We start from the raw sequence: 21,896 nt of genomic DNA on the forward strand, positions 1-21,896 counted from the left end.
AAATGACTGACCCTCGAATTGTTAGGCTCTGTCATTTTTGAATTTATAATTGCTGAGACTAGTTTGAATTATGGAGCAGTTTGAAGCATATTCGCTATTATTTACTGATAGTTTAGTAGGTAATTTAGTTATAAGTTTAGATAGTGAACTAATTGTTTATTCTATGAAGATGTTTGGTGTTTATAATAATTTAATAATACTTATTGTAGCAACTATTGCTTCATTAGTTGCTACTAGTATAAATTATTTTTTTGGTATAATGTTATTAAGAGTTTTTTATCTTGCTAAAAATGCACAGATTTATACTAATCAGCAATTATTATCTCAATTTTTTTTTAAATATAACATATTTATATTATGGTTTATGCTAATACCATCGTGGGGAAATTTTATTCCTTTAATTGCCGGTTTTACTAAAACAAATTTTATAAGGGTTTTAGCTATTAGTGGTGTTATTAAATTATGCTATTATACCTATAGCATTTATATAATCTAACTAATAAGGGATTAATGAACCTCTATAGAATTAACCCATCATTATCGTTTTTAGATATATTAGCTGATTTTATTTTAGATAATTTCAGTGAGAAGAATTCTATTAGCAATCTTAAGGTTATATTGCCTAGTGGTTTCGATTGTTGGAATTTACAAAATATTTTGATTAACAAACAGCATATTGCGATTTTGCCAAATATTATTCCTTGGTCTAATATTATGGCTGAAGGTGAAGAAATTTTTGCTATCGCATCAGAAAATTTACAGCCAATAACGTTTTTGCAAGAAAAAATTATCCTGGCAGAAATCATTCATAATTATCATGATTTACAATTCAGTATAACCCAATCTTTACAATTTTGTTCAACAATATCTGAGTTATTTTACCAGCTAGCTGGTAATAATTTATCGATAGATTCGGTAAATGAAATAGAAAAAATCAATCCATCGCAACATTGGAGTGTTATTTATCAATTTCTTAAATACGTCCATTCTGAATGGCAAGATAAGATAAAATTGTTAGGAAAGCAAGATCGGCTAAATTATCAGGTCACTATGATGGATGCAGAGATAGCAAGGCTGAAAAGAGTTGATACTAGTTTGATAATAGCCGGTATAGTAGGGCATAATCCCATATCATGGAATTTTTTAAAGAATGTTGCTAATTCACCGGATGGTTTTATAATTTTACCGCCTATTAGTATGTGTCATTCCCGCGTAGGCGGGAATCTAGATATAGTCAATTTAGGAGAACTTGACTATAGCTATAATCCTGAAGAAGATTGCTTATATAACTTTAAAAAATTACTGACAATTCTCAATAAAAATTTATCAGATTCCCAGCTTTTGGGTAATCAGCAGTCAGATCATTTGCTTTTCGATCGGATAATTTGTAACAATATATACTCGGATGATCTGGAGAATTGGAACGTAAAACAAGGGGTGAGCGAGCGGAGCGTAGATGAACTACGTGAGCACGCGAATGCCCCGAAGTTTTGCGGAGCCAATTCTTCAAAGCATTCGAGTATACCTGATGAGCCTAAACGATTAGCCGTAGATCATATAAAATATTATGAGCTTGAAGATATTTTTCAAGAGGCAAAGCAAATAAGTCTGATTTGTCAACAATTTTGCCAACAATCTAGTGATAAGAAAATAGCTATTATTGTCAATAATCAAACAACCAAGAATTTTTATTGTAATTTTTTGACCAAATATTCCCTAGAATTCCAAGATTTGCTAGGTAATAATTTATCAGAAACGTTAATTAGCTCTCTAATAATTGCCATTAGTGAAATATTATGTAATGATTTTGATATAAAAAAGTTATTTTTACTATTAAAGCATCCTTTGATTAATCATAAATTAGTTCAAAGATTAGAGATTTTAACGAGTGGTAAAAACCGCTTTATCCGGCAATCTAGCCAAATGCTGTTTTTAGTAGAAAAAATCAATGATAATGAATTAATAGAATGGTCTAAGAAGCTAATAAACTTACTTTATAGCAATAGTGGCAATAATTTTGCTAAAATATTAAAATCCTCGATTAGCATTGCTGAAAAACTTTACCGAGATATTTGGCATGAGCAGTCAGCTGCTGAATTATCAAATTTTTTATCGGAGTTAATAAATACTAATTGTAATTTAACCTTAGATAATAAAAAAGATTTTCCAAAGTTACTGAAGGGTTTAATGTCTAATTGTAAGTATTTTGCTCATAATAATTATTCTAAAAATATAATTATTGGTAAAGCAGAAGATTTAATATTACTTAAATTTGATTTAGTAATTTTAACTGACTTTAATCAAGGATGCTGGTCATCATCCTCATCTATCAGCCAATGGATTAATGAGCAAACGTTAAAAAAATTACATATGATTGTTGGAACTTCTATCGATCAATATTATTTTTATTTATTTCTGCATAATGCCCAAGTAATAATTACTAGATCAAAAAGACAGGATGGTAAATCTGGTTTGTTACCATCGAATTTGTTACTAAAATTGCAACTTATTGCACAACAAAGTTTGATTTCAGAAAATTATTTAACATATTTATCAGAAAGTGACTTAGTGGATGTACAAAATAATGTTAATATTAATATGGTTGAGTCAATTAATCGTAGTAATCATGTGTATAGTCCAATTTTTCCTGATACAATATCAGTTACTGATATAGAAATGTTAATACGGAATCCTTATAGTTTTTACGCTAAGAAGATTTTGAATGTCAGGAGTAGAGATAGGGTAGGGCAGGAGCCTAAAATATCTGAATTTGGTAGTTTTGTTCATAAGGTTTTAGAGCAATATTCGAAAAATTATAACAAGTTAGAGAATAACAAAATTGGCTTAATATTGGATATTAGTAATAATCTGTTACAAGATGTTATCTTACCAACCTATACGCAAAAAATTTGGCAAATAAAATTTATGCCTATTGCTGAGTCTTTTGTTGAATTTGATGAACAACGTAGAAATGGTTGTAAATATATTTATTCTGAAACTAGAGGAGCAATTTCATTAAATATTGCTGGGCAAGAATTAACAATAATTGGAGTGGCTGATAGAATTGAGATAGATGAGTTTGGGGCAGCGATCATTATCGATTATAAAACCGGTAGCTTACCGAGTAGAAAAGATATAGAAACTGGGTTATCCCCGCAGTTGATAATTGAGGCGTTAATGTTACAAGAAGGTGGTTTTGGTATGCAAATCCATAACGTTAAACAGGTTGTTTACGTAAAAATTTCTAGCTCAAAGCCAATAATCCAAACTTTAGAGATAGAACTCACTAAAGAAGAGTTGGCTAGGCATAAACAAGGTATGATACGACTACTAGAATATTATATAACGAATAAAAGCTTTTCGTATGATATTGATTTACTAAAACACGATGACTATGCCTACTTGGCTAGGAGAGACGGGTGATAGTATATCAAGTAATGCTAGAACTATTGACTATATAACTTAGTTAATTCATATGTAAACGCTTATGATAAAACATACTTACCATATAAATATAAAAAACTTCTTAATAAAAATCTGTATAAAATAAAATAATACGATGCAACATGTACATATAATTAGGCTAACCATCATGGCAGTAGGCAATTTATTTTCTGAAACCATTTTAGAACTATTAGCTATAGTTGGCTTATAAATAAATATCACAAGCTTTGCTAAATAAAGTGCAGAGAATAAAGTACTTAAAGCTAGCACACCCATAACTAATATTTGATTTTGTTCAGCAGCGGCAAGCATAATATAAAACTTACTAATAAAACCACCAAAGGGGGGAATGCCAATTAACGATAAACTGGCAATACATACCATAAAGCTAGTTTTTGGCATTTCTTTACCAGCGTTGATTAGGTCAGATATCTGGTTAGTCTTCTTTAAGCTATAAATACTTCCCATTCCATAAAATAAACAGATTTTAGTAAATGAATGTGAAGATAAATGTAGGATAGCTGCTCCTATAGATTTTGAGGTAAACATCAAGCTACTAAGTAAAGCTATCCCTAATTGGTTAATCGTAGAGTAGGCTAGAATCTTCTTAATATTATCACTAGTTAATGCCTTAAAGGAACTATAAAATATGGTGATAATAGGTAAGAAAATGATCCAATTAAATTCGGCAAAAATAGAGTGTAAATATTTAAGACCAAAAATATATATCAGAATTTTATAAATACAAAAAAGTCCAGTTTTAACAACTACCACTGCATGTAGCAAAGCACTTACAGGGTAATGTGCTACCATTGCCGCTGGTAACCATTGGTGCAAAGGATATAAGGCTGCCTTCGATGTGCCAAAAATAAACATTAATAACAAAATTATGGTTTGATTTTTGGAAAAATAATGCTCGATAAAACCTTGGGAGGTAAAGTCACCATGCCCTGCTTTAGCATAAATAATTATTATAGCTGGCAAGAATAGTAATATCCCTGAGATCATCAATATTTTTAAATATTTATAGACTCCTGCCATAACTTTATCTCCACCACTATGACCAATTAATGGAGCAGTTGATAATGTTAATATTTCATAAAAAATAAACATCGTAAAGAGATTTGAAGATAATGCTACCATCCCCCCAGATAATACGCTTAGATTAATGAAGAATAGAAAACGACTAGAATTATCAATATTATTAATTGCCAAATATTTAGTGGTGTAAATTAATGCACAAATCCATAAGAAACTTAGTAAGGTTAAGAAAATAAGACTGAGAGCTTCTAAATGCAATCCAATAGCAAAATTACTAAAGATGGTTATTGATAGATTGGCTCTTACGCCCTTCAGAAATAACCAATCAATAATTAAAATATTGACAAAAAAGAAGCTACTAATGGTAATTAATAAAGAGTTATGTGTATTATTATCACTATTACTGATAAAAGGTGTAACTAAATTTAACATAGCTAAAAGTAAAGTTGATATAATCAAAAAACTAGGGGTGACAGAAGGGTACATTAATGCCCTCCTAATAGTTGCAATTGGTTTAAAAATATTGGTAGGAGAAGTTGTATTACACTAACAAAAATTAGCCCATAATATTTATACTTAGTGTTAGACTGTAATAGTGTATAATTAGAGTGATGCCAACATAGTTTTTTGGCAATCTTATAATGATAAAGTAATGACATAGCAGAACTGATAACAACAATCACCAACTCGAGCCACAGATTTTCAACAATCAACAACTCAAAAATAGAAAGCTTAATGAAAAACATACTACTTATTGGCAAACCACAGCTACAAATTAGACTAAATACTACCAAGACACGCCATAACATACTGGTACTGGGTACGCTATGAGTATCAAAATAAGCAATGATTAGAAATAGAGCAATCTTATTAAGGCTATCAGCTAACAAAAATGGAGTTAGGATTAATTCGCCTCTAGGAACAACTAATAGCAAAAATATATAACCAATTTGTACTGCCGAAGAATATATTACAATATTTCTGACTTTTTCTTTGCTTCGGCAAGCAAAATATGTACATAAAATAATAGTTACCAAAGCGATCGGTTTGATAAAAATTGCTAAATCATTAATGATTATACTGTAATCAATGGTAAAATGAATGAACCTCAATATTATATAAAGACCCATTATACTAGAGATACTGGCAAGATACGTCAAAATGACCGGAGCAACCGAAGAATAGCTTCGAATCATCCAAAAATGCATCGGGAAAAAAGCCGTTTTTAATATAGCTCCAATTAGAAAAAAACTAATAGCTAGCTTGACTATTTTGCAGTCATAATTTGTTTGAAGTAACATTGAAACATCTGACATATTGAGACTACCAGTACTACTCAATAAAAATCCAATGGCTATTAATATCAGAGTTGCCCCGACTGTACCGAGCATAAGATAATCGAAAGCACCGATAACAGCCTTGGGGTTATTACCCTGTGCCATTAGGGCATAAGCACTTAATGAAGATATTTCAATAAATACATAAAGGTTAAAAAGGTCATTAGTACTCAATATACCGAGATATCCGCTATGGGCAAATAATAAAAGTGCGTAAAATAACGATTGCCTTTTTTGATCAATAAATTTAAGTACGGTAGTTGCCAGCAATTTGTTACAGAAAATTAGAAAAAATAATAATACGCCATTAATGTAGGTAATTATAGGTTGATTCAGGTAGTCTAGTCTATATTCAATACCTATGGGGGCATGCCAATTACCAAAATCATATGATATGGTACCTTTATTAATTACCGATAATCCATAAATACTTAAAAATAAACTTAGTGCAATCGAAATAACTGCTATAATTCGAGTGACACGCACATAACGAAAAGTTAGTATTGAAAATAACGCCCCAAAAAATGGTAGCAATACTTGTAAAGCTGGAAAATGTTTAATTAATATCATTTATTTCAATCATTCGGAGTCGCTTCGCTAAAATTAATTTCATGCTCCGATATAGTATTAAATTGCTTAGAAATACGATAAATCAAGCTAAGCCCTAATGACAATGTAGCAAAACCAACAACAATAGCCGTGAGCATTAGCACCTGAGGTAATGGGCTTACATAAAGCTGAGAATTCTGCAGTAAACTACGCTCAATTGGCACAATACCCCCATTTACCTTACCAAGCATCAGGTAAAAAATTAGCACAGAGCTTTGCATAACACTAAGCCCTATGATTTTACGAACATAATTATCACTGATTAACATTATAAACAAACCACTAGTTAATACGAGCAGTGTTAAAAAATATAAAATTTTTGAGATATATATAGCTTCTAAAAACATTGTTACTTAACTTAATTAATACGGTTTAAATGCTTCATTAAACACGCATACTATTTTCTTACCATGACGTATTGACAGTTTGCGAAATACCTGTTCGATAATTACCATATTAGCATTATCTTGGGCAAGTCGATAATTTACCATCGATTCTCTAAGAGCTTCATCAACTGCAAAAATAGCTGGTAACTCAGCATTTTTATCTCTAAATTGTAAGTAAGTATACACTCCATCATCAAAAATTTTAATTGGGGCAATCGATTCATTACCACTTATCGAATAATTAAAATTATATTTCTCAGGATGAGATAAATCTAGGTTAGCTGAGGATGTAACATAAGTTTGCAAATAATCCCCTGAATTTTCATCATCAGGATAGATAAATCTTAAATTAAAAACCATTTCTGGATCTCTCATATCCGAAGCTTCTGCAGCATATAGTTCAAAAAAGTAAGTTCGCTTGTTAGTAATAATCGTCATATTAGTTGTAGCATCTTGTTCCATTGGCTTAATGAAAATTCGATGACCAGCTGGTACTATTTGCCAAGAAGTAGTATCCCCCATGGAAATACTAACTATTTCTTCCTCTTTTGCTAGCTCTATACTAGCCTGATAACCGTAGTATCCGGTGAACTTAAATACATCATCGGGACTATACACCATTACCCTAATTCTGCTATCGATCGGCAATGGTCTAGATTCTCTAACAGCTAAAGCAGTATTTACAGAAAATACTACCACAAACAATATTATTAATCGCTTCATCTTATTTCTTACTTTTATCTTCTATTAACTTAAGTCTGTAACCAGTAACCACAAAATTAAAATTTGAGTTAGGAGGTAAATGGATGTTAATGGCATCTATTTCAAAATTTATTGTTGCTTGCCACACCATATTTTCCAAAATATCATTAGCGGAGTTTTTTGCTATCGATGTAAATATGACCTCAGCCTTATTATTTTTATGATAAACCACTGATAATATATTAACAGAACGCCTTAAGGATCTTTGGTAACGCATAACTGGTGACAATGAGTTGTCAATATTCATAAAATTGGCAAATTGTCTAAATATTATACGTGTAGAACTATTCTGAATAAATATAAACTGGGGGCGAAGAAAATCATAATCATAAGATTCTCTGTGTATCACGTAATTTCTAATCATAATATCTGCAATAGAATTGATAGCATCATTTTTTATATGATTAGCATTAGTTATCGTCGCACTTTTAAGAGATTCAGCACTAATTGCGTATCTTACCTGTCGAACTGCTGGTAATAAAGTCTGAAAATTAACCACCACAGCTAGAAATAATACAAAGAAAACTACAGTAAATATCAACAAAAATGATCTTTGTACAAGCGGATATAGGTATTCAAAATTATACCATCTTCTAGCATCAACAAAATATTCACCAGACTTAATATATTCTTGAACAGAACTTAATACCTTATCCATTAGCCTAAAATAATTGATTACCTTAATTAAGCTCTGTGTACAGAACCTAATGTCGGATTCTAGCACATATTAGCAAAGAAGTTATTATTTTTTTATAAAAATTATTCTTTTATACCTAAGTTTTGGATTAGAATTTAAAAATTCTAATCCAAAAACTGTTAAAGCAATAAGGAAAAATGCATTCTTGAAGCGGTTCTACGAATGCATTTTAACTTAATTTTTAGCTAATAATCTTATTTTTCAGATTAAAAATAAGATTATTAGCCATTTTTATATAGCTAACCCGACTAACATATATGCTAAATTCACAGATGTCTATTAGTGAAGGGCTACTTTAATAGCAACGAAGCAATCCAGGGAAATGATTAGACTTTCCTTATCCTAAAATCGCATTTATATTGAAATGAGAAGGGAATTGTGGTATTTAATCTTCCAAGACTAAAAGGTGGATATAACTCCTGAATGTTAACTAATCGCATAAGTTCTTATTTTATTTGTTTCTTCTTGCTAGGTATAGTGGCGGGAGGAAATTTTTCATTGGTCACATTTACTATTCATTACCAATTATCACAAGCAGGATATTCAACTGATATTATTGGCTTAATGTTTCTAACCTCTATGCCATATTGTCTAAAACCAATATTAGCGCCATTTATTGATAAATATTCTGTACCTATTATATGTAAAAAATTTGGTCAACGTCGAGGATGGGCAATAGCTGTACAAGGATGTTTATTAGTTACTACTAGTGGATTTTTAATTATAGCTCCCCCTGTTAACATCGTTATTACTGCCATTTTAAATTTTACTATTTCTTGTTGTGCGGCAACTCAAGATATTATTTTAGATGCCTATCGTATAGAACGCTCTGTAACAAAGGAAGAGCTTTCAGTTGCTACAACTTTCAGTGGCACTGGTTTTCGCATAGGAATGCTGATTAATAGTACAGGAGCATTATATGTCTCTTGCTTCTTTAATTGGTACTGCGTATATCTATGTACCTTTTTTATAACAATGGCTGCCCCACTAATAATCTTATGCATGCAAGAGCCTGCTACAAAAAAAACTGAACATATTTTTACTAATTTAATTTCATTTAGCCAATATTCTAAAATCATTGGTGATAGCTTACTATTATTAAAACGACACCATCCAAATTGGATATTCATTATGCTGTTTGTCTTTCTATATAAAGCAAGCGATTCAATTACTATGGCAATGAGCTCTCCCTTATTTATTGACTTGTCCTTTACCTCTCAAGAAATTGCCTCTATTTCAAAAACCTATGGATTCATGCTAATGACCTTAGGGGGAATTATTAGCGGTATTCTAACTACAAAAGTAGGGATATCTCGAGGTTTACTAATATGCGGTATTCTACAATTACTATCCCCCTTAATGCTAATGTTTTTATCTATAGTAGGTCATGATCTAGTTATATTTACTATAACAATTACTGTACAGAATTTCTGTTGCGGACTTGGTAATACCACTCTTGTTATTTATCTTTCTAGTTTATGTAATGGCGAATTGATCGCCACGCAATACTCAATTATTTCTTCTTTTAGCTCCTTTGTACGTATTATTTTATCCTGTTTATCCGGTATTTGTGCAAACTATATGGATTGGTCCAATCTTTTTTTATTCACTACCTTATTTAGCATGCTATTTGTATTAGCCTTTTTAAAGATACGTAAAAGTTAAGCTCTCTCCATATATTTTTCGAATTTATTTTTCTCGTTTTGATATTTATCTGCATCCGGTAGGGCTGGTTTCTTAACCGTAATATTTGACCATTTACTGGAAAAAAACTTAGCTCTCTCTATCCAGTCAATCAGCTGTTCTGATTCTGGCTTAATAGCTTTAACCGGACACTCACTCTCACATACTCCACAATCAATACATTCGTCGGGATTAATTACCAACATTAACTCCCCTTCATAAAAGCAATCGACAGGGCATACTTCTACGCAATCAGTATATTTACATTTTACGCACTCATCGCTAACAACATAAGTCATAAATTGTCATACTCCTTGAATTTAGCAATTAACATGCAAGATCTCAAACCCAATACTAATAGAAAATATAGTATAGCACTTATAAACATTAGCACTAAGGGTAATAACATAGAATTATCGATAGTCGGACTACCTAGCCTTAAAACGCTTGCTGGCTGATGTAAACTATACCAAATATTTACCGAAAATTTTACTATGGGAACATTGATAAAGCCAATTAAAGCAATCACCGAGGCTGGTTTTTCAGTACGGCTTATCCTATCACCACTATTCACCACCACGATATAGCTTAAATATAGTAAGAATAATACGAACATTGAGGTAAGTCTAGCATCCCAAACCCACCAAGTTCCCCAAATAGGCTTTCCCCATAATGCCCCTGTTACTATACTAATCATACAAAAAACTGCCCCAATAGGAGTACTTGCTACTGCCATTAAGAAGGACATTTTAGTTTTCCACACTAGGTTAGACAAACTACAAATAGCTATAAATGTATAAATACCTAGTGCCATCCAAGAAGCTGGTACATGAACATACATAATCCTAACCATATCACCTTGTTGGTAATCTGGTGGCGATACTATCAAAGCTTGGTATAACCCCAACCCCATTACTACTAACATTGCAACTAGCAATAATGGTAACATGGTTCGTACTAGCTTACTAAAAAAATAAGGATTTAATAATTTAAGCATTTAGACACTTGATTAATTATTTTTAAATATTGATTATAAAATAAATCACTATTGATGTTAGTCGTTTGCCAATTCTCACTTTCAACCTCCACTACTTCTACTTTAAAATTTTTATAAAGAGCAACATCTTGCTCTGTACTTAGTAATAAACATTTACTATTGGACATGCTTAATAAATGCTCAAGATTACTGATATATCTCAGGCTTTTTTGATCAGAGCTATATAATCTTGCAACATTTTTTTGGCTATTATTAAAAAAATATTCTAGACTGTCACTAAGTAAGATAACGTCTGTTAAAGACGTTAATCTTTGATGTTTGATTTTCGTAAGCTCCTCTATTTGTTTTTTTGCTTCTTCAAGATTTTGGTAAATAGCTGAACTAATCTCAGGAAATCGTTGAGATAATACCTGAAATAATTGTTCTAATAATAGTTTTACATTGTCTAAATCAAGCCAAATATGCCAATTATCATAAGAATTATTACTAATAACTCTTAACCCATTAAAATTACTAATTTTAATGACATTTTTACTATGACCATTCATTAATTTGCCAGCAAATCCATCAAATTGCTCATCTATATAAAATACAATATCTGCATTTTTAACTTTTTTAAGATCACTAGGTCTTAAATTATAATGATGCGGACAATCATTGTTATTGGCAATAGCAACAATTTCTGCCTGGTCTTTCACTAACATCGCTATAATGCTTGCTAGTGGGGTGATACTAGTAACAATTTTCACCTTACTTCTACTGGCAAAAGCTCCATAATTAAATAATATGATAATTATAGCAATAAAAATGCTAGCACTAATATTAATTTTCATTTTTTTTTAATTTTTTTATGATGAATAAATAATTTGTTCACTAACAGACGTTAGTTTACTACTATAAACATTGATTTTTATCTGTATAGTCAATTGATGAGAAGTTGGGGACGTTGTCGCTCAATGCTCGCCTATTACTTATAGGCGTCGCTCCATCGTTCCTAGCCCCAAATTCTCCTGAATTGACTATAAAATGATCATGTGTAAATAACAACAACATATTATTATCAATATGATCCTTAAGAGGAGAACAGGTGATCAAATCATAAACTTGTAAGTCTATTTTGATTGGTAAATTACTGTCATTAAGTAGCGTAAATATACGATCCATAGTCTTCTCATCAAGTGAGCCATAAATTACTAAGTCAATATCGGAGTTAGGACGGTAAAGACCAGTAGCACGTGAACCAAATAAACCAACACGATCGATTTTCTCTGAGAAGGGCAACAAAATACTACGCAGTGTATTTAATTGTTTTGCACTTAATCCATGGTTAGACATCTTTACCTTCTATATTCTGCTGCAAGTTCCAACATTTTTAGATTCATGCTCTCTAATTCAGGATAATAATTTTTTTCAATATCTATAATAATCTTCTCAAATTTTTTGAAGTCATAAGTATGTGACATTTTATTACGAGAATCTAGAGCATCCATCCATATTTCACCATTGTTGATTAAGTTAGCAGCTATTGATGCTTTAATTACATCAGCTGGGTAACGGTTTCCAGTACAACACCTTTATATTCCAGATAATCTTTAAGCACTTTCCATGTCAATTCCCATGTATATTCGAAACGTTGAATAATTCCTTCTTGTTCTAACTGGCTTACCTTACGTTCTCGCATTATATATATAGCCTCACGTAATAAAGCAAAAGCACGTTTAAAATTATCAAAACGATATAACCAACGAGGTTTTTCTAAGTTACTAAGTATAGTCATATTAACTCTGTATCTAATATAGTCAATTGAGGAGAAGTTGGAGATGTTGTCGCTCAATGCTCGCCTATTACTTATAAGCGTTGCTCCACATAGGCGTCAGTTTAAAAAATAAAGTAGAAAAGTCGTCTATTAGCGAGCCACCGTAGGTGGCGTGGCAATCCATTTCTAATCACTTTTCTGGATTGCTTCGTGACCTTACGGTCTCCTCGCAATGACGGTTTTTCAATTATTGTTTTCTTAAACTGACACTTATGTGTTGCTCCATCGCTCCTAGCCCCAAATTTTCTTGAATTGACTATAGCATTTTCCTAATTTAGTGCCTTAAGAATTTATTGTATGATAATTATTCTAATTCTTCAAATCATTTGAGTATAATTCAAGTAATTGATGCTTATTAAGCGTAAAATCACTTTCTATCCAGGATTTTTTTAATTTACCTATCACTGTGCCAATATCTTTACCATGAATATTTATTTTCTGTAAATCATGCCCATTTACTGGAAATATTGGTCGTGGTTTGGATTTATATGTATCTAGAAATTTATTTGCTGTAGCTCTGTTTAATTTGCCTAATGATAGCAAGATATTTATACATTGTAGATAATTAGCAGGATAATCTGCAGTTTCCCACCAAATTTCTCGTAATGTAAATTCGTTGATTTCTTGATTTATAAACCTATATATAGTAATGATTTTGCTTGCTTGTTGCCGAGAAAATTTTAAATTTAATAAATCACTTAGTGATAAGTTCTTTATGTGGTAGAATAAAAGTGAATATCTAGCGTAAGGCTCTAAGGAACCGCAATTAATTGCTTCCATCAAAGGTTTTTTATCAAACTTACTAACTGGTAATATTATTTGCAATATGCCATTATCAAACATTTGCTGCAAAATATTAGGACTATTATCTGAGATAATCAATTTGTCCATCTCCCATTTTACCCGTTCTTTTGATAATAATTTGAGATTTTCTTGCAATTTAATACAAGCATCTAACCCATTAAGGTCTAATTGTCTTGCATAATAGCAGGAAAAACGAAAAAAACGTAAGATACGTAAAAAATCTTCCTGAATTCGTGCAAATGCCTCTCCGATAAATATTACTTTTGATTGTTGTAAATCGTCTATTCCACCAAAATAATCATAAATTTTATGCTCAAATGGACAATAACTTAGTGCATTAATAGTAAAATCTCTTCTAGCAGCATCCTCCATAAAATCGTCAGTAAAAACAACTTCCGTGTGCCGACCATCACATTTCATGTCTTTTCTAAGTGTAGTAATCTCAAATGTTTCATTATTTAATAAAGCCGTAACTGTACCGTATTTTATGCCAGTTGGGATAACCTTAATGTTGGCTGCTGATAAAATATCTGTTACTTGCTGCGGTAATAAATTGGTTGCTATATCAATATCATAATTGACAACATTAAGGATAGCATCACGAACAGCTCCCCCGACAACCCTTGCCACTCCACCACCTAGTCTAATTATTGACAAAATTTCTTTGTAATAATTGGATTGAATAGATAATTCTCTTGTTATAATATTCATTATAGTTCCACTATTGTCATTCTCGCTTCGGTGTGGAATCTAGCCCCCTGCCTTCGCAGGGGTGACATCTGGATTTTTGTTATGGATTGCTTCATTGTTCTAAAGTAGCTCCCCGCAATGATGCCAATTTAATTCCCTACTAAACTACTAGCAAATGCAGCCGGATCAAACGGCTTTAAATCATCTACCTTCTCTCCTATCCCTAAAAAACATACTGGTAAGGCGAATTTTTGCACCACACCAACCACTACACCAGCTTTTGCCGTACCATCTAATTTAGTAACTATCAGACTTGTTATATTAGCAATAGCGGTAAATTGCTCGACTTGGTTATAGATATTTTGTCCAGTAGTTGCATCAATTACTAATATACTATGGTGGGGAGCTTTATCATCAATTTTCTTAATAACCCTAACAATTTTGGCAAGTTCTTCCATCAAATTCTTCTTGTTATGTAACCTACCAGCTGTATCAATAAATAATATATCCACATCATTTTTTATGGAAGACTGCATAGCAAGATAAGCAACACTAGCAGGTTCAGCTGATTCTTCGCCGGTGATAAACATTGAACCACTTTTATCAGCCCAGCTAGATAATTGATTAACAGCGGCGGCTCTAAATGTATCACAAGCGGCAATTGCTACTTTCTTACCTTGTTTACGATAAATACTAGCCAGCTTACCTATGGTGGTAGTTTTTCCTGAACCATTAACGCCACAGACTAATATGACATTAAGCTTTTTATCGTGTAATTCAAAATTTTTACTAGCCTTGATCAATAATTGCTCGATAATGTTGGCAAGCTGCTCTTTGATTACCAAGCTACTTACTTCTTTATCAAATTTGATAGTTCTTAGTTTATTGACCAGTTCTATTGCCACAGAAGCAGTTATATCTGCCGATATTAACAACTCCTCTAATTCACTTAAAGTTTGCTCATCTAGTTTTTTTTTATAAAATATTTGGTCAATGCCCGAAGATATTTTATTGGAACTATTGACTAATACCTGTTTTAATTTAGTAAATATAGAGGTCATTTTATTGCCGCTCTTTTAAGTCTGTCATTAATTGCAACACCGATACCAATTTGTGGGATAGAGGCAACGGCAATTGCTAATCCATTTAATTCTGCATAATTATCCAATATTCTAAGACTGGCAAATAAGTTGCTAGCAGCGATAATTAAGTCTCCAGTTAAACTTAAATTAAGCGAGAAATTGCCATCCAGCTTACTATTAGCAAAATTAAGACCTACCTCATTAGCTTCCAAACTCTCTGCATTCAGTCTCATTTTCACTTTTGGTGAGTAATGTTTATTGATCATCCCTGGGGCTTTAATTTGTATCAAGGAAGGAGCTTTGTCTATTTTCTTACCAAGAACCTTCTCTAACGCTTCCAACGTAATAAAACCGTCTCGCAAAATAGTTAAGTTATTAGTAGTACTATCTACTATGGTTGATTCTATACCATATTGACACTTATAATCACTCGAATTATCTTCTAAAATAAAAACATCTTTCTCACCTGAAAAATGCTCTTTTACATGATCTAGAGTAGTAGCACTAATGTAACCTGATGGGTTAGCACTAGGTGCCGCTATCGGTGTGTCAGATTTTCTTATTAGCTCCAAAGCAATATTATGCGATGGTATACGGAGTGCAACCGTTGTTAGTCCGGCTAATACTGATTTAGAGATATTGGCTTCACTTTTTAATGGCACAACAATCGATAAAGGTCCAGGCCAAAATACTTCACTTAATTTAAGAGCATCTGCATTAAATTCCCCGATAGTTTTAGCTTGGCTCATGGTTGCCACGTGAACAATCAGAGGGTTTATGCTTGGACGCTTTTTTACCTTAAAAATTTTCTGACAAGCTTGCTCATTACTAGCATCTGCTCCAAGTCCGTATACTGTTTCTGTGGGAAAGGCCACTATATTACCAGATTTAATAAATTTGGCAGCCTGATCTAATAGACTTGCTACATAACTCAATTTAGTGGGTAATTTTGTCGTCAACATTTATCTCCTTTCCCTAATTGCCTAACTTAAAGGTCATTGCGAGCGAACGTACGTGAGCGTGGCAATCCATGAAGCTTATCATATGGATTGCTTCGTCGCCACCAAAGTGGCTTCTCGCAATGACGATTGAACCAAAAAACGACTCCTCACAATGGCGTTTAAGACACCAATCTAATTCATTTGTACTAATCATAAAACACTAAATTTTGCTAATTTATTAAATAATTGTCTAACCATTTTTAATAACAATAAACGATTATTAGCAATTGTACGATCTTCATCTTTAACCATCAAATTATCAAAAAAATCATTGATAGGTTTCAACATTTCCAGTAGTCCTCTCAATGCTTTAGTAAAATCCTTTTCAGCAATGGATATGTCTATTTGCTTAGAAACGTTTCCCAACGATAAAAATAATTGTTGCTCATATGGTGAAATAAAAGCCTCTTGATTAACATCTCCTGCTATATTATTACCTTCTAATATATTATTTGCTCTTTTGTAAATAGTTAATAAATTCTTACCCTCAGATCCAGCTAGAAACTTTTGTAAAGCACTAAGCTTTATTTCGCTAATCATTAAATCTCCTTCAATATCAAAATCAAGCACGGCATTAATTAACGATAGATCATAATGATTTTTGAAATAATACTTGGCTCGCTCTTCTAAAAACTCTAAAATTATCTGACTACTTTTATTATATGTTATGTTCTCTTCAGAGTATAGCTGAATTACATACGCCACTAATTGCTTAATATTAATAGTTAGTTTATTAGCTAAAATTGTCCTAATAATACCTAATGCTTGTCGTCTAAGTGAGTAAGGATCTCTTGAGCCACTTGGTTCTTCTCCTATTAATATCAAACCTACTAAACTATCCAATTTATCGGCAATAGCCAATATTGCAGTATCCCCCATTGGTAAAATATCCGATGGACCTTGTGGTTTATAATGGTCTCTTATTGCCAAGGCAATCTGATCATTTAACCCTTCAGATTTGGCGTAATAATATCCCATAATACCTTGCAATTCGGGGAATTCTCCCACCATTTCCGTTGTTAGGTCGCTTTTACAAATTCTAGCTGCTATTTGCAAATCCTGACTTCCTGACATTATATAATTACAAATATTAGCGATTCTCTCCGTTTTTTGTCTTATATTACCAATCTTTGCGTGGAAAGTTATCTGCTCAAGTTTTAATAATCTAGATTCTAAGCTGTTAGACAAATCCTGCTGATAAAAGTATAAAGCATCAGATAATCTAGCAGCCAATACCTTTTCGTTACCACTTACTATAATATTTTGATCATGTCGCATATTACTAACAAAAAGAAAATAAGGAGCGAAATTACCAGCCTGGTCAAAAGTACTAAAATATTTCTGATGGGTACGCATTGAGCTAATCAGTACTTCACTAGGTAACGTTAAAAATATCTCAGGTATTTTACCGACCATAACTACTGGCAATTCTACTAGCCCTGTTACTTCTTCTAATAATCTCTCATCATCTTTTATTACTAAATTAAGTGGTTTGGTTATTTCTGATAGCTGATTTTTTATTATCTCCTTGCGTTCTTGTTGATCAATAATGACATTACTTTCCCGTAGCTTGTTCTGGTATTCAGAAAAACTGCCTATAACAATCGGTTCGGAACTAAGAAACCTATGCCCAAAAGTAATATTATTTGCCGTCAAATGCCCATATTTAATTGCTAGTATTTCACCATCAAATATACATAAAATATTCCTAAGCGGTCTAATCCAACTTATATCATAATTCCCCCAATACATAGATTTTGACCAAATATACTTACTAATTGCTTTAGGAATTATCTCTTGCAATAATATTCGTATATCGGTTTCTGCGGTACTCTTTACTATTATATAATATAATTGCCCTTGCACTAATACACTCTTCTGCTTTGAAGAATTTGCTCCGCAAAATTTCGGGGTATTCGCGTGTTCACGTACTAGTTGTACACTCCGCTCGCTCACCCCTTGTTTTACGTTCCAATTCTCCAAATCATTTGAGTATGCCGTAGACAATTTATTTTGCTCAATATTATTTGCTCGACAAAATCCTTCTATAGCTTGTTGTGCTGCCGAAACTTTTGGTCCTCTTATGATAATTTCTTTTGCTGGTATAAATTTCGGTAAATTTGTAATATATATAGCAATACGCCTAGGTCCAATAAATACCTGAACATCAGCAACAATCTCACTTTCCTGTAAGATTGTTGTAAATATAGTTTTATAAGCTTCGGCTGCATTTTTTTGCATCAAAGCTGGCATCTCTTCGCTAAAAAGCTCTAATAATAACTCACTCATATTAATTCTTCTTTATCTTCTAGTTCTAACCATTTATGACAGCATATTTTTGCCAAATTACGTATCCTGAGTATGTAAGAGGCTCTCTCTGTTACGCTAATTACTCCCCGAGCATTTAACAGGTTAAAAAGATGGCTAGCTTGAATACAATAATCATAGGCTGGTAACGGTAAATCTGCGGCAATTAATTCATTACATTGTTTTTCACTATCAATAAAATGCTGAGATAATATTGCTGTGTCAGCTAATTCTAGATTAAACTTAGAAAATTGCTTTTCAGCAGCAAAATCTACTTCATCATAGGTTAAAGCTTTTTCTCCAACCTGACCATTCCAGTCAATATTTTTAACTTCATTGATACCTTGTATATAAAGTGCCAGACGCTCTAAACCATAGGTAATCTCACCAGCCACTGGGCGACAATCAATACCACCAATTTGTTGCATATAAGTAAATTGCGATACTTCCATACCATCACACCATACTTCCCAACCAAGTCCGGCAGCTCCAAGACTAGGAGACTCCCAATCATCTTCAACAAACCTAATATCATGTTTTTGCAAATCTATACCAAGACATTCAAGGCTTTTTAAATATAGTTGTTGTATATCGTCAGGAGATGGTTTTAGTATAACCTGAAATTGATAATAATGCTGCATTCTATTAGGATGCATGGCATATCTACTATCATGAGGACGCCGAGAAGGCTGAACAAAAGCTACAAACCAAGGTTTTTTACCAAGAGTTCGTAATACAGTGGCAGGGTGAAAAGTGCCAGCTCCAACGTGAGCATCATATGGTTGTAAAATTGCACAGCCATAATCCTGCCAATAATTTTGCAAGGTCATGATAATTTGTTGAAATGATAATTTTTGCATATTGGTAAATTTATTTGTTCCTTCAAAAAAATAATATAGCTAACCTGATTAGTATATTAAATCTTACTCCACGTTCCCATTGGACTCTGTTTATAACAATCAATTATCGGTGTTGCAATAGTTAGTTCATTTATTGTTTTAATTATTAAACTTAAATTATCTAAAGCCTCGTATATTATAATTACTCTCTGAAAATGTGCAAAATTTTTGTTATTAAGAATTTCTTGTATATCAAATGGGGCAATAATTATTAGGATGGTAGCCTGATTAGGATTCTCTAACTGATGAGTAATATAGACTGGTTGCTTTTCTGGTAATGGATCAAGTTTACTACCATGCGGAATAAACTGTTTTCTAGAATAAGTCCATATCATCTTATTTAGTGATTCTTGTACTTCAATATCTGGAACTAAAACCACAATTCTCAAATTGCTATGGTAAGATTTTTCTACTAAAAGACAGCTTGTCTTATATACTAATCCTTCAGTAGTGTGATAAAAACTAAATTGTTGCATGATTTTTCTCTTTTCTAAATCTTAAGTAATTTATCAATTATATTGATAGTTGCTATCAACTATCAATAGCCCTCTATCTAGACCTTCTAGATCCTTATACACTTGCAGAACCGTATAGCCATGACTTACAAAAATTTCTGTAACAGATGCCGCTTGATTAAAGCCAATCTCTAAAAATAATTTACCATTTTGTTTTAAAAAACCCTTAGCTTCTTTAGCAATTATGTAATATGACGCTAAACCATTATTTTCAGCAAATAAAGCTAAGTGTGGTTCATATTTTAGGGTCTCAGGAGACATATAAACAGTATCATCAAAGGAAATATAAGGTGGATTACTTACAATAATATCAAATTTTTGCTTTTTTAAATTCTCAAACCAGTTACTATTAACTATTTTAAATCTATCAAAAACCTTATATTTTATAGCATTTTGACGAGCAATAGCAATAGCTTCATTACTTATATCAGTAGCAGTTACATTAACATTGGTATTAGCATTTAGCATTTCTAGTAATAAGCTTATAGCAATACAGCCGCTACCAGTGCCAAGTTCTAATATTGTTAACTCTGTTTTGAATGAACAATTTTTTTTAACATCCTTTAAAATCACATCTACAATAGTCTCGGTATCTTGCCGAGGAATAAGTACTTTATCATTTATAATAAATTGGTAACTATAAAATTCCTTATATCCTACAATATAGGCTATTGGCTCTAGTAACCTACGTCTATTAACCAAATTCTCAAAAATAGTTTGTTGTTGCTGAGGCAATTCTTCTTCTGACCTTGCTAATAGATATTCAATAGACTTATTAGTCGCATGTTGCATCAATATGCGTGATTCTAAGTGGGCTGATTTAATACCTACTGCTTGCAATTTGCTAGTAGCATAAATTAAGGATTCTTTTATATTCATGCGATTATCCCCGTAATATCCGGTGGTAAGGGAGATTCAAATTCTAATAATTTACCACTTACCGGGTGGGAAAAACTTATATACCAAGAATGTAATGCTTGCCTCTTGAAATCCATTAATTTTTGTGGTACTATGCTAAAATTACAGTTAAATTTTTTGCTATTTTTGCCATAAGTTTGGTCTCCTACTACAGAATGCTTTAAATGGCTTAACTGTACTCTAATTTGATGAGTTCGCCCGGTAGCAAGTCTACATTCCACCATGCTTATAATACCATTAAAAAATATTTTCTCCGTTTTATAATGAGTAATTGCCTCTTTACCTCCAAATTTTAAAACAGTCATTTTCTGTCGTATGATACGGTCTCTACCAATATTATTTCTTATGACTCCTTCTTGTGGATTGATAATACCCCAAACTAAAGCTTTATATTTCCGCACCAAATTACGGCTTTCTATCTGACTTGCAAGATGTACATGGGCAAAATTATTTTTTGCTACCACCATAAGTCCTGATGTATCTTTATCCAAACGATGAACAATACCAGGTCTTTCCAGCCCGCCTATGCTAGATAAAGATTTTGCATGGTGTAACAAGGCATTTACCAAGGTATCCTGGTGGTTTCCGCTGCCAGGGTGAACAGTCATACCAGCTGCTTTATTGATAACTATTAAATCTTCATCTTCATAAAAAATATCAAGTTTAATATCAGCTTCTTGCATCTTTAAAGGGTCAGGGTCTTTAAAAAATACTGAAATAATGTCATTCTCCTTGACCTTAAAGTTAGAATCAGAAATAATCATACTGTTAACTTGTACTTGGGAGTCACATATCATCTTCTGAACTTGGCTTCTAGATGTTTTACTAATAAGACTTACCAAAGCCTTATCAAGTCTAAATCCATCTAGATTTTTGGGTATATTATATTCTTCCATTACTTGAAATAT

22 protein-coding genes are annotated in these 21,896 nt (G+C 32.2%); 3 read left to right on the forward strand and 19 right to left on the reverse strand.

The features are described 5' to 3' along the window. The first annotated feature begins 70 nt into the window (after positions 1–70). Together ACFELW_RS03460 and ACFELW_RS03465 are read left to right on the forward strand one after the other, a co-directional pair. Positions 71–496 carry a DedA family protein gene (locus ACFELW_RS03460; protein ID WP_341759262.1) on the forward strand — a complete coding sequence of 142 codons (426 nt, stop codon included), beginning with the start codon at positions 71–73 and terminating at the stop codon, positions 494–496. Positions 497–510: 14 nt separating this feature from the next. Then, the gene (locus tag ACFELW_RS03465) at positions 511–3,423 is read left to right on the forward strand and encodes a PD-(D/E)XK nuclease family protein (RefSeq protein ID WP_375330443.1); all 2,913 of its coding nucleotides are present in this window, start codon (positions 511–513) and stop codon (positions 3,421–3,423) included. 78 nt (positions 3,424–3,501) lie between these two features. On the opposite strand, the gene ACFELW_RS03470 is transcribed toward ACFELW_RS03465, so the two are convergent. From ACFELW_RS03470 to ACFELW_RS03490, 5 genes are read right to left on the reverse strand one after another with little or no spacing between them, the layout of a single operon-like run. Beyond that, the gene (locus ACFELW_RS03470) at positions 3,502–4,971 is read right to left on the reverse strand and encodes a proton-conducting transporter membrane subunit (protein WP_375330444.1); all 1,470 of its coding nucleotides are present in this window, start codon (positions 4,969–4,971) and stop codon (positions 3,502–3,504) included. Next, positions 4,971–6,392 (reverse strand): proton-conducting transporter membrane subunit, encoded by a 1,422-nt coding sequence (locus ACFELW_RS03475; protein WP_375330445.1) that lies wholly within the window; start codon positions 6,390–6,392, stop codon positions 4,971–4,973. The genes ACFELW_RS03470 and ACFELW_RS03475 overlap by 1 nt, the downstream gene beginning before the upstream one ends. Before the next feature lie 5 nt (positions 6,393–6,397). Then, the gene (locus ACFELW_RS03480; RefSeq protein WP_094649174.1) at positions 6,398–6,757 is read right to left on the reverse strand and encodes a Na+/H+ antiporter subunit C; all 360 of its coding nucleotides are present in this window, start codon (positions 6,755–6,757) and stop codon (positions 6,398–6,400) included. A gap of 36 nt (positions 6,758–6,793) precedes the next feature. Then, entirely contained in the window at positions 6,794–7,540 is a 747-nt protein-coding gene (gene virB9, locus ACFELW_RS03485; protein WP_341759259.1) for a P-type conjugative transfer protein VirB9, read from the reverse strand. A 1-nt stretch (position 7,541) separates the two neighbouring features. After that, complete coding sequence (locus ACFELW_RS03490; protein WP_375330446.1) at positions 7,542–8,237, reverse strand: VirB8/TrbF family protein; 696 nt, start codon at positions 8,235–8,237, stop codon at positions 7,542–7,544. Positions 8,238–8,699: 462 nt separating this feature from the next. Between ACFELW_RS03490 and ACFELW_RS03495 the strand changes: the two genes are divergently transcribed. Further along, positions 8,700–9,941 carry an MFS transporter gene (locus tag ACFELW_RS03495; protein WP_375330447.1) on the forward strand — a complete coding sequence of 414 codons (1,242 nt, stop codon included), beginning with the start codon at positions 8,700–8,702 and terminating at the stop codon, positions 9,939–9,941. Here ACFELW_RS03495 and fdxA read toward each other — a convergent pair. From fdxA to ACFELW_RS03565, 14 genes are all read right to left on the reverse strand, one after another. Beyond that, the gene (gene fdxA, locus ACFELW_RS03500) at positions 9,938–10,258 is read right to left on the reverse strand and encodes a ferredoxin FdxA (protein WP_375330448.1); all 321 of its coding nucleotides are present in this window, start codon (positions 10,256–10,258) and stop codon (positions 9,938–9,940) included. The genes ACFELW_RS03495 and fdxA overlap by 4 nt on opposite strands. Beyond that, positions 10,255–10,956, reverse strand: coding sequence for a heme ABC transporter permease (locus ACFELW_RS03505; protein ID WP_375330449.1), 702 nt, complete (start codon positions 10,954–10,956; stop codon positions 10,255–10,257). Before ACFELW_RS03505 ends, fdxA begins: the two co-directional genes overlap by 4 nt. Next, a complete protein-coding gene (locus tag ACFELW_RS03510) occupies positions 10,941–11,789 on the reverse strand; it encodes a metal ABC transporter substrate-binding protein (protein ID WP_375330450.1) in 849 nt (282 codons plus the stop codon). The genes ACFELW_RS03505 and ACFELW_RS03510 overlap by 16 nt, the downstream gene beginning before the upstream one ends. Before the next feature lie 61 nt (positions 11,790–11,850). Continuing rightward, entirely contained in the window at positions 11,851–12,291 is a 441-nt protein-coding gene (locus tag ACFELW_RS03515) for a nucleotidyltransferase domain-containing protein (RefSeq protein WP_375330451.1), read from the reverse strand. A 2-nt stretch (positions 12,292–12,293) separates the two neighbouring features. Then, positions 12,294–12,446: a nucleotidyltransferase substrate binding protein gene (locus tag ACFELW_RS03520; protein WP_375330452.1), complete on the reverse strand. Its 153-nt coding sequence runs from the start codon at positions 12,444–12,446 to the stop codon at positions 12,294–12,296. 47 nt (positions 12,447–12,493) lie between these two features. Further along, complete coding sequence (locus tag ACFELW_RS03525; RefSeq protein WP_375330453.1) at positions 12,494–12,733, reverse strand: nucleotidyltransferase substrate binding protein; 240 nt, start codon at positions 12,731–12,733, stop codon at positions 12,494–12,496. A 348-nt stretch (positions 12,734–13,081) separates the two neighbouring features. After that, complete coding sequence (locus ACFELW_RS03530) at positions 13,082–14,287, reverse strand: CCA tRNA nucleotidyltransferase (RefSeq protein ID WP_375330454.1); 1,206 nt, start codon at positions 14,285–14,287, stop codon at positions 13,082–13,084. Between the two features lie 128 nt (positions 14,288–14,415). Further along, a complete protein-coding gene (gene ftsY / locus ACFELW_RS03535) occupies positions 14,416–15,327 on the reverse strand; it encodes a signal recognition particle-docking protein FtsY (RefSeq protein WP_375330455.1) in 912 nt (303 codons plus the stop codon). Then, the gene (locus ACFELW_RS03540; RefSeq protein ID WP_341748782.1) at positions 15,324–16,310 is read right to left on the reverse strand and encodes an L-threonylcarbamoyladenylate synthase; all 987 of its coding nucleotides are present in this window, start codon (positions 16,308–16,310) and stop codon (positions 15,324–15,326) included. The genes ftsY and ACFELW_RS03540 overlap by 4 nt, the downstream gene beginning before the upstream one ends. A gap of 189 nt (positions 16,311–16,499) precedes the next feature. Further along, positions 16,500–18,638 (reverse strand): glycine--tRNA ligase subunit beta, encoded by a 2,139-nt coding sequence (glyS, locus tag ACFELW_RS03545; RefSeq protein WP_375330456.1) that lies wholly within the window; start codon positions 18,636–18,638, stop codon positions 16,500–16,502. After that, the gene (locus ACFELW_RS03550) at positions 18,635–19,516 is read right to left on the reverse strand and encodes a glycine--tRNA ligase subunit alpha (RefSeq protein ID WP_375330457.1); all 882 of its coding nucleotides are present in this window, start codon (positions 19,514–19,516) and stop codon (positions 18,635–18,637) included. The genes glyS and ACFELW_RS03550 overlap by 4 nt, the downstream gene beginning before the upstream one ends. Positions 19,517–19,572: 56 nt before the next feature. After that, complete coding sequence (locus tag ACFELW_RS03555; RefSeq protein ID WP_341759249.1) at positions 19,573–20,031, reverse strand: DNA polymerase III subunit chi; 459 nt, start codon at positions 20,029–20,031, stop codon at positions 19,573–19,575. 33 nt (positions 20,032–20,064) lie between these two features. Beyond that, positions 20,065–20,949, reverse strand: coding sequence for a peptide chain release factor N(5)-glutamine methyltransferase (gene prmC / locus ACFELW_RS03560; RefSeq protein WP_375330458.1), 885 nt, complete (start codon positions 20,947–20,949; stop codon positions 20,065–20,067). Next, a complete protein-coding gene (locus ACFELW_RS03565) occupies positions 20,946–21,884 on the reverse strand; it encodes an RluA family pseudouridine synthase (protein WP_375330459.1) in 939 nt (312 codons plus the stop codon). Before ACFELW_RS03565 ends, prmC begins: the two co-directional genes overlap by 4 nt. Positions 21,885–21,896 lie beyond the last annotated feature (12 nt).

The organism is Candidatus Tisiphia endosymbiont of Nemotelus uliginosus (assembly GCF_964264755.1).
In the GTDB taxonomy this organism is placed as follows: domain Bacteria; phylum Pseudomonadota; class Alphaproteobacteria; order Rickettsiales; family Rickettsiaceae; genus Tisiphia.

Bases quoted from the DNA above. Each gene is read 5' to 3' on its own strand.
- ACFELW_RS03460 (WP_341759262.1), top strand. From the start codon at position 71: ATGGAGCAGTTTGAAGCATATTCGCTATTATTTACTGATAGTTTAGTA.
- ACFELW_RS03465 (WP_375330443.1), top strand. From the start codon at position 511: ATGAACCTCTATAGAATTAACCCATCATTATCGTTTTTAGATATATTA.
- ACFELW_RS03470 (WP_375330444.1), bottom strand. From the start codon at position 4,971: ATGTACCCTTCTGTCACCCCTAGTTTTTTGATTATATCAACTTTACTT.
- ACFELW_RS03475 (WP_375330445.1), bottom strand. From the start codon at position 6,392: ATGATATTAATTAAACATTTTCCAGCTTTACAAGTATTGCTACCATTT.
- virB9 (WP_341759259.1), bottom strand. From the start codon at position 7,540: ATGAAGCGATTAATAATATTGTTTGTGGTAGTATTTTCTGTAAATACT.
- ACFELW_RS03490 (WP_375330446.1), bottom strand. From the start codon at position 8,237: ATGGATAAGGTATTAAGTTCTGTTCAAGAATATATTAAGTCTGGTGAA.
- ACFELW_RS03495 (WP_375330447.1), top strand. From the start codon at position 8,700: ATGTTAACTAATCGCATAAGTTCTTATTTTATTTGTTTCTTCTTGCTA.
- fdxA (WP_375330448.1), bottom strand. From the start codon at position 10,258: ATGACTTATGTTGTTAGCGATGAGTGCGTAAAATGTAAATATACTGAT.
- ACFELW_RS03505 (WP_375330449.1), bottom strand. From the start codon at position 10,956: ATGCTTAAATTATTAAATCCTTATTTTTTTAGTAAGCTAGTACGAACC.
- ACFELW_RS03510 (WP_375330450.1), bottom strand. From the start codon at position 11,789: ATGAAAATTAATATTAGTGCTAGCATTTTTATTGCTATAATTATCATA.
- ACFELW_RS03515 (WP_375330451.1), bottom strand. From the start codon at position 12,291: ATGTCTAACCATGGATTAAGTGCAAAACAATTAAATACACTGCGTAGT.
- ACFELW_RS03520 (WP_375330452.1), bottom strand. From the start codon at position 12,446: ATGGATGCTCTAGATTCTCGTAATAAAATGTCACATACTTATGACTTC.
- ACFELW_RS03525 (WP_375330453.1), bottom strand. From the start codon at position 12,733: ATGACTATACTTAGTAACTTAGAAAAACCTCGTTGGTTATATCGTTTT.
- ACFELW_RS03530 (WP_375330454.1), bottom strand. From the start codon at position 14,287: ATGAATATTATAACAAGAGAATTATCTATTCAATCCAATTATTACAAA.
- ftsY (WP_375330455.1), bottom strand. From the start codon at position 15,327: ATGACCTCTATATTTACTAAATTAAAACAGGTATTAGTCAATAGTTCC.
- ACFELW_RS03540 (WP_341748782.1), bottom strand. From the start codon at position 16,310: ATGTTGACGACAAAATTACCCACTAAATTGAGTTATGTAGCAAGTCTA.
- glyS (WP_375330456.1), bottom strand. From the start codon at position 18,638: ATGAGTGAGTTATTATTAGAGCTTTTTAGCGAAGAGATGCCAGCTTTG.
- ACFELW_RS03550 (WP_375330457.1), bottom strand. From the start codon at position 19,516: ATGCAAAAATTATCATTTCAACAAATTATCATGACCTTGCAAAATTAT.
- ACFELW_RS03555 (WP_341759249.1), bottom strand. From the start codon at position 20,031: ATGCAACAATTTAGTTTTTATCACACTACTGAAGGATTAGTATATAAG.
- prmC (WP_375330458.1), bottom strand. From the start codon at position 20,949: ATGAATATAAAAGAATCCTTAATTTATGCTACTAGCAAATTGCAAGCA.
- ACFELW_RS03565 (WP_375330459.1), bottom strand. From the start codon at position 21,884: ATGGAAGAATATAATATACCCAAAAATCTAGATGGATTTAGACTTGAT.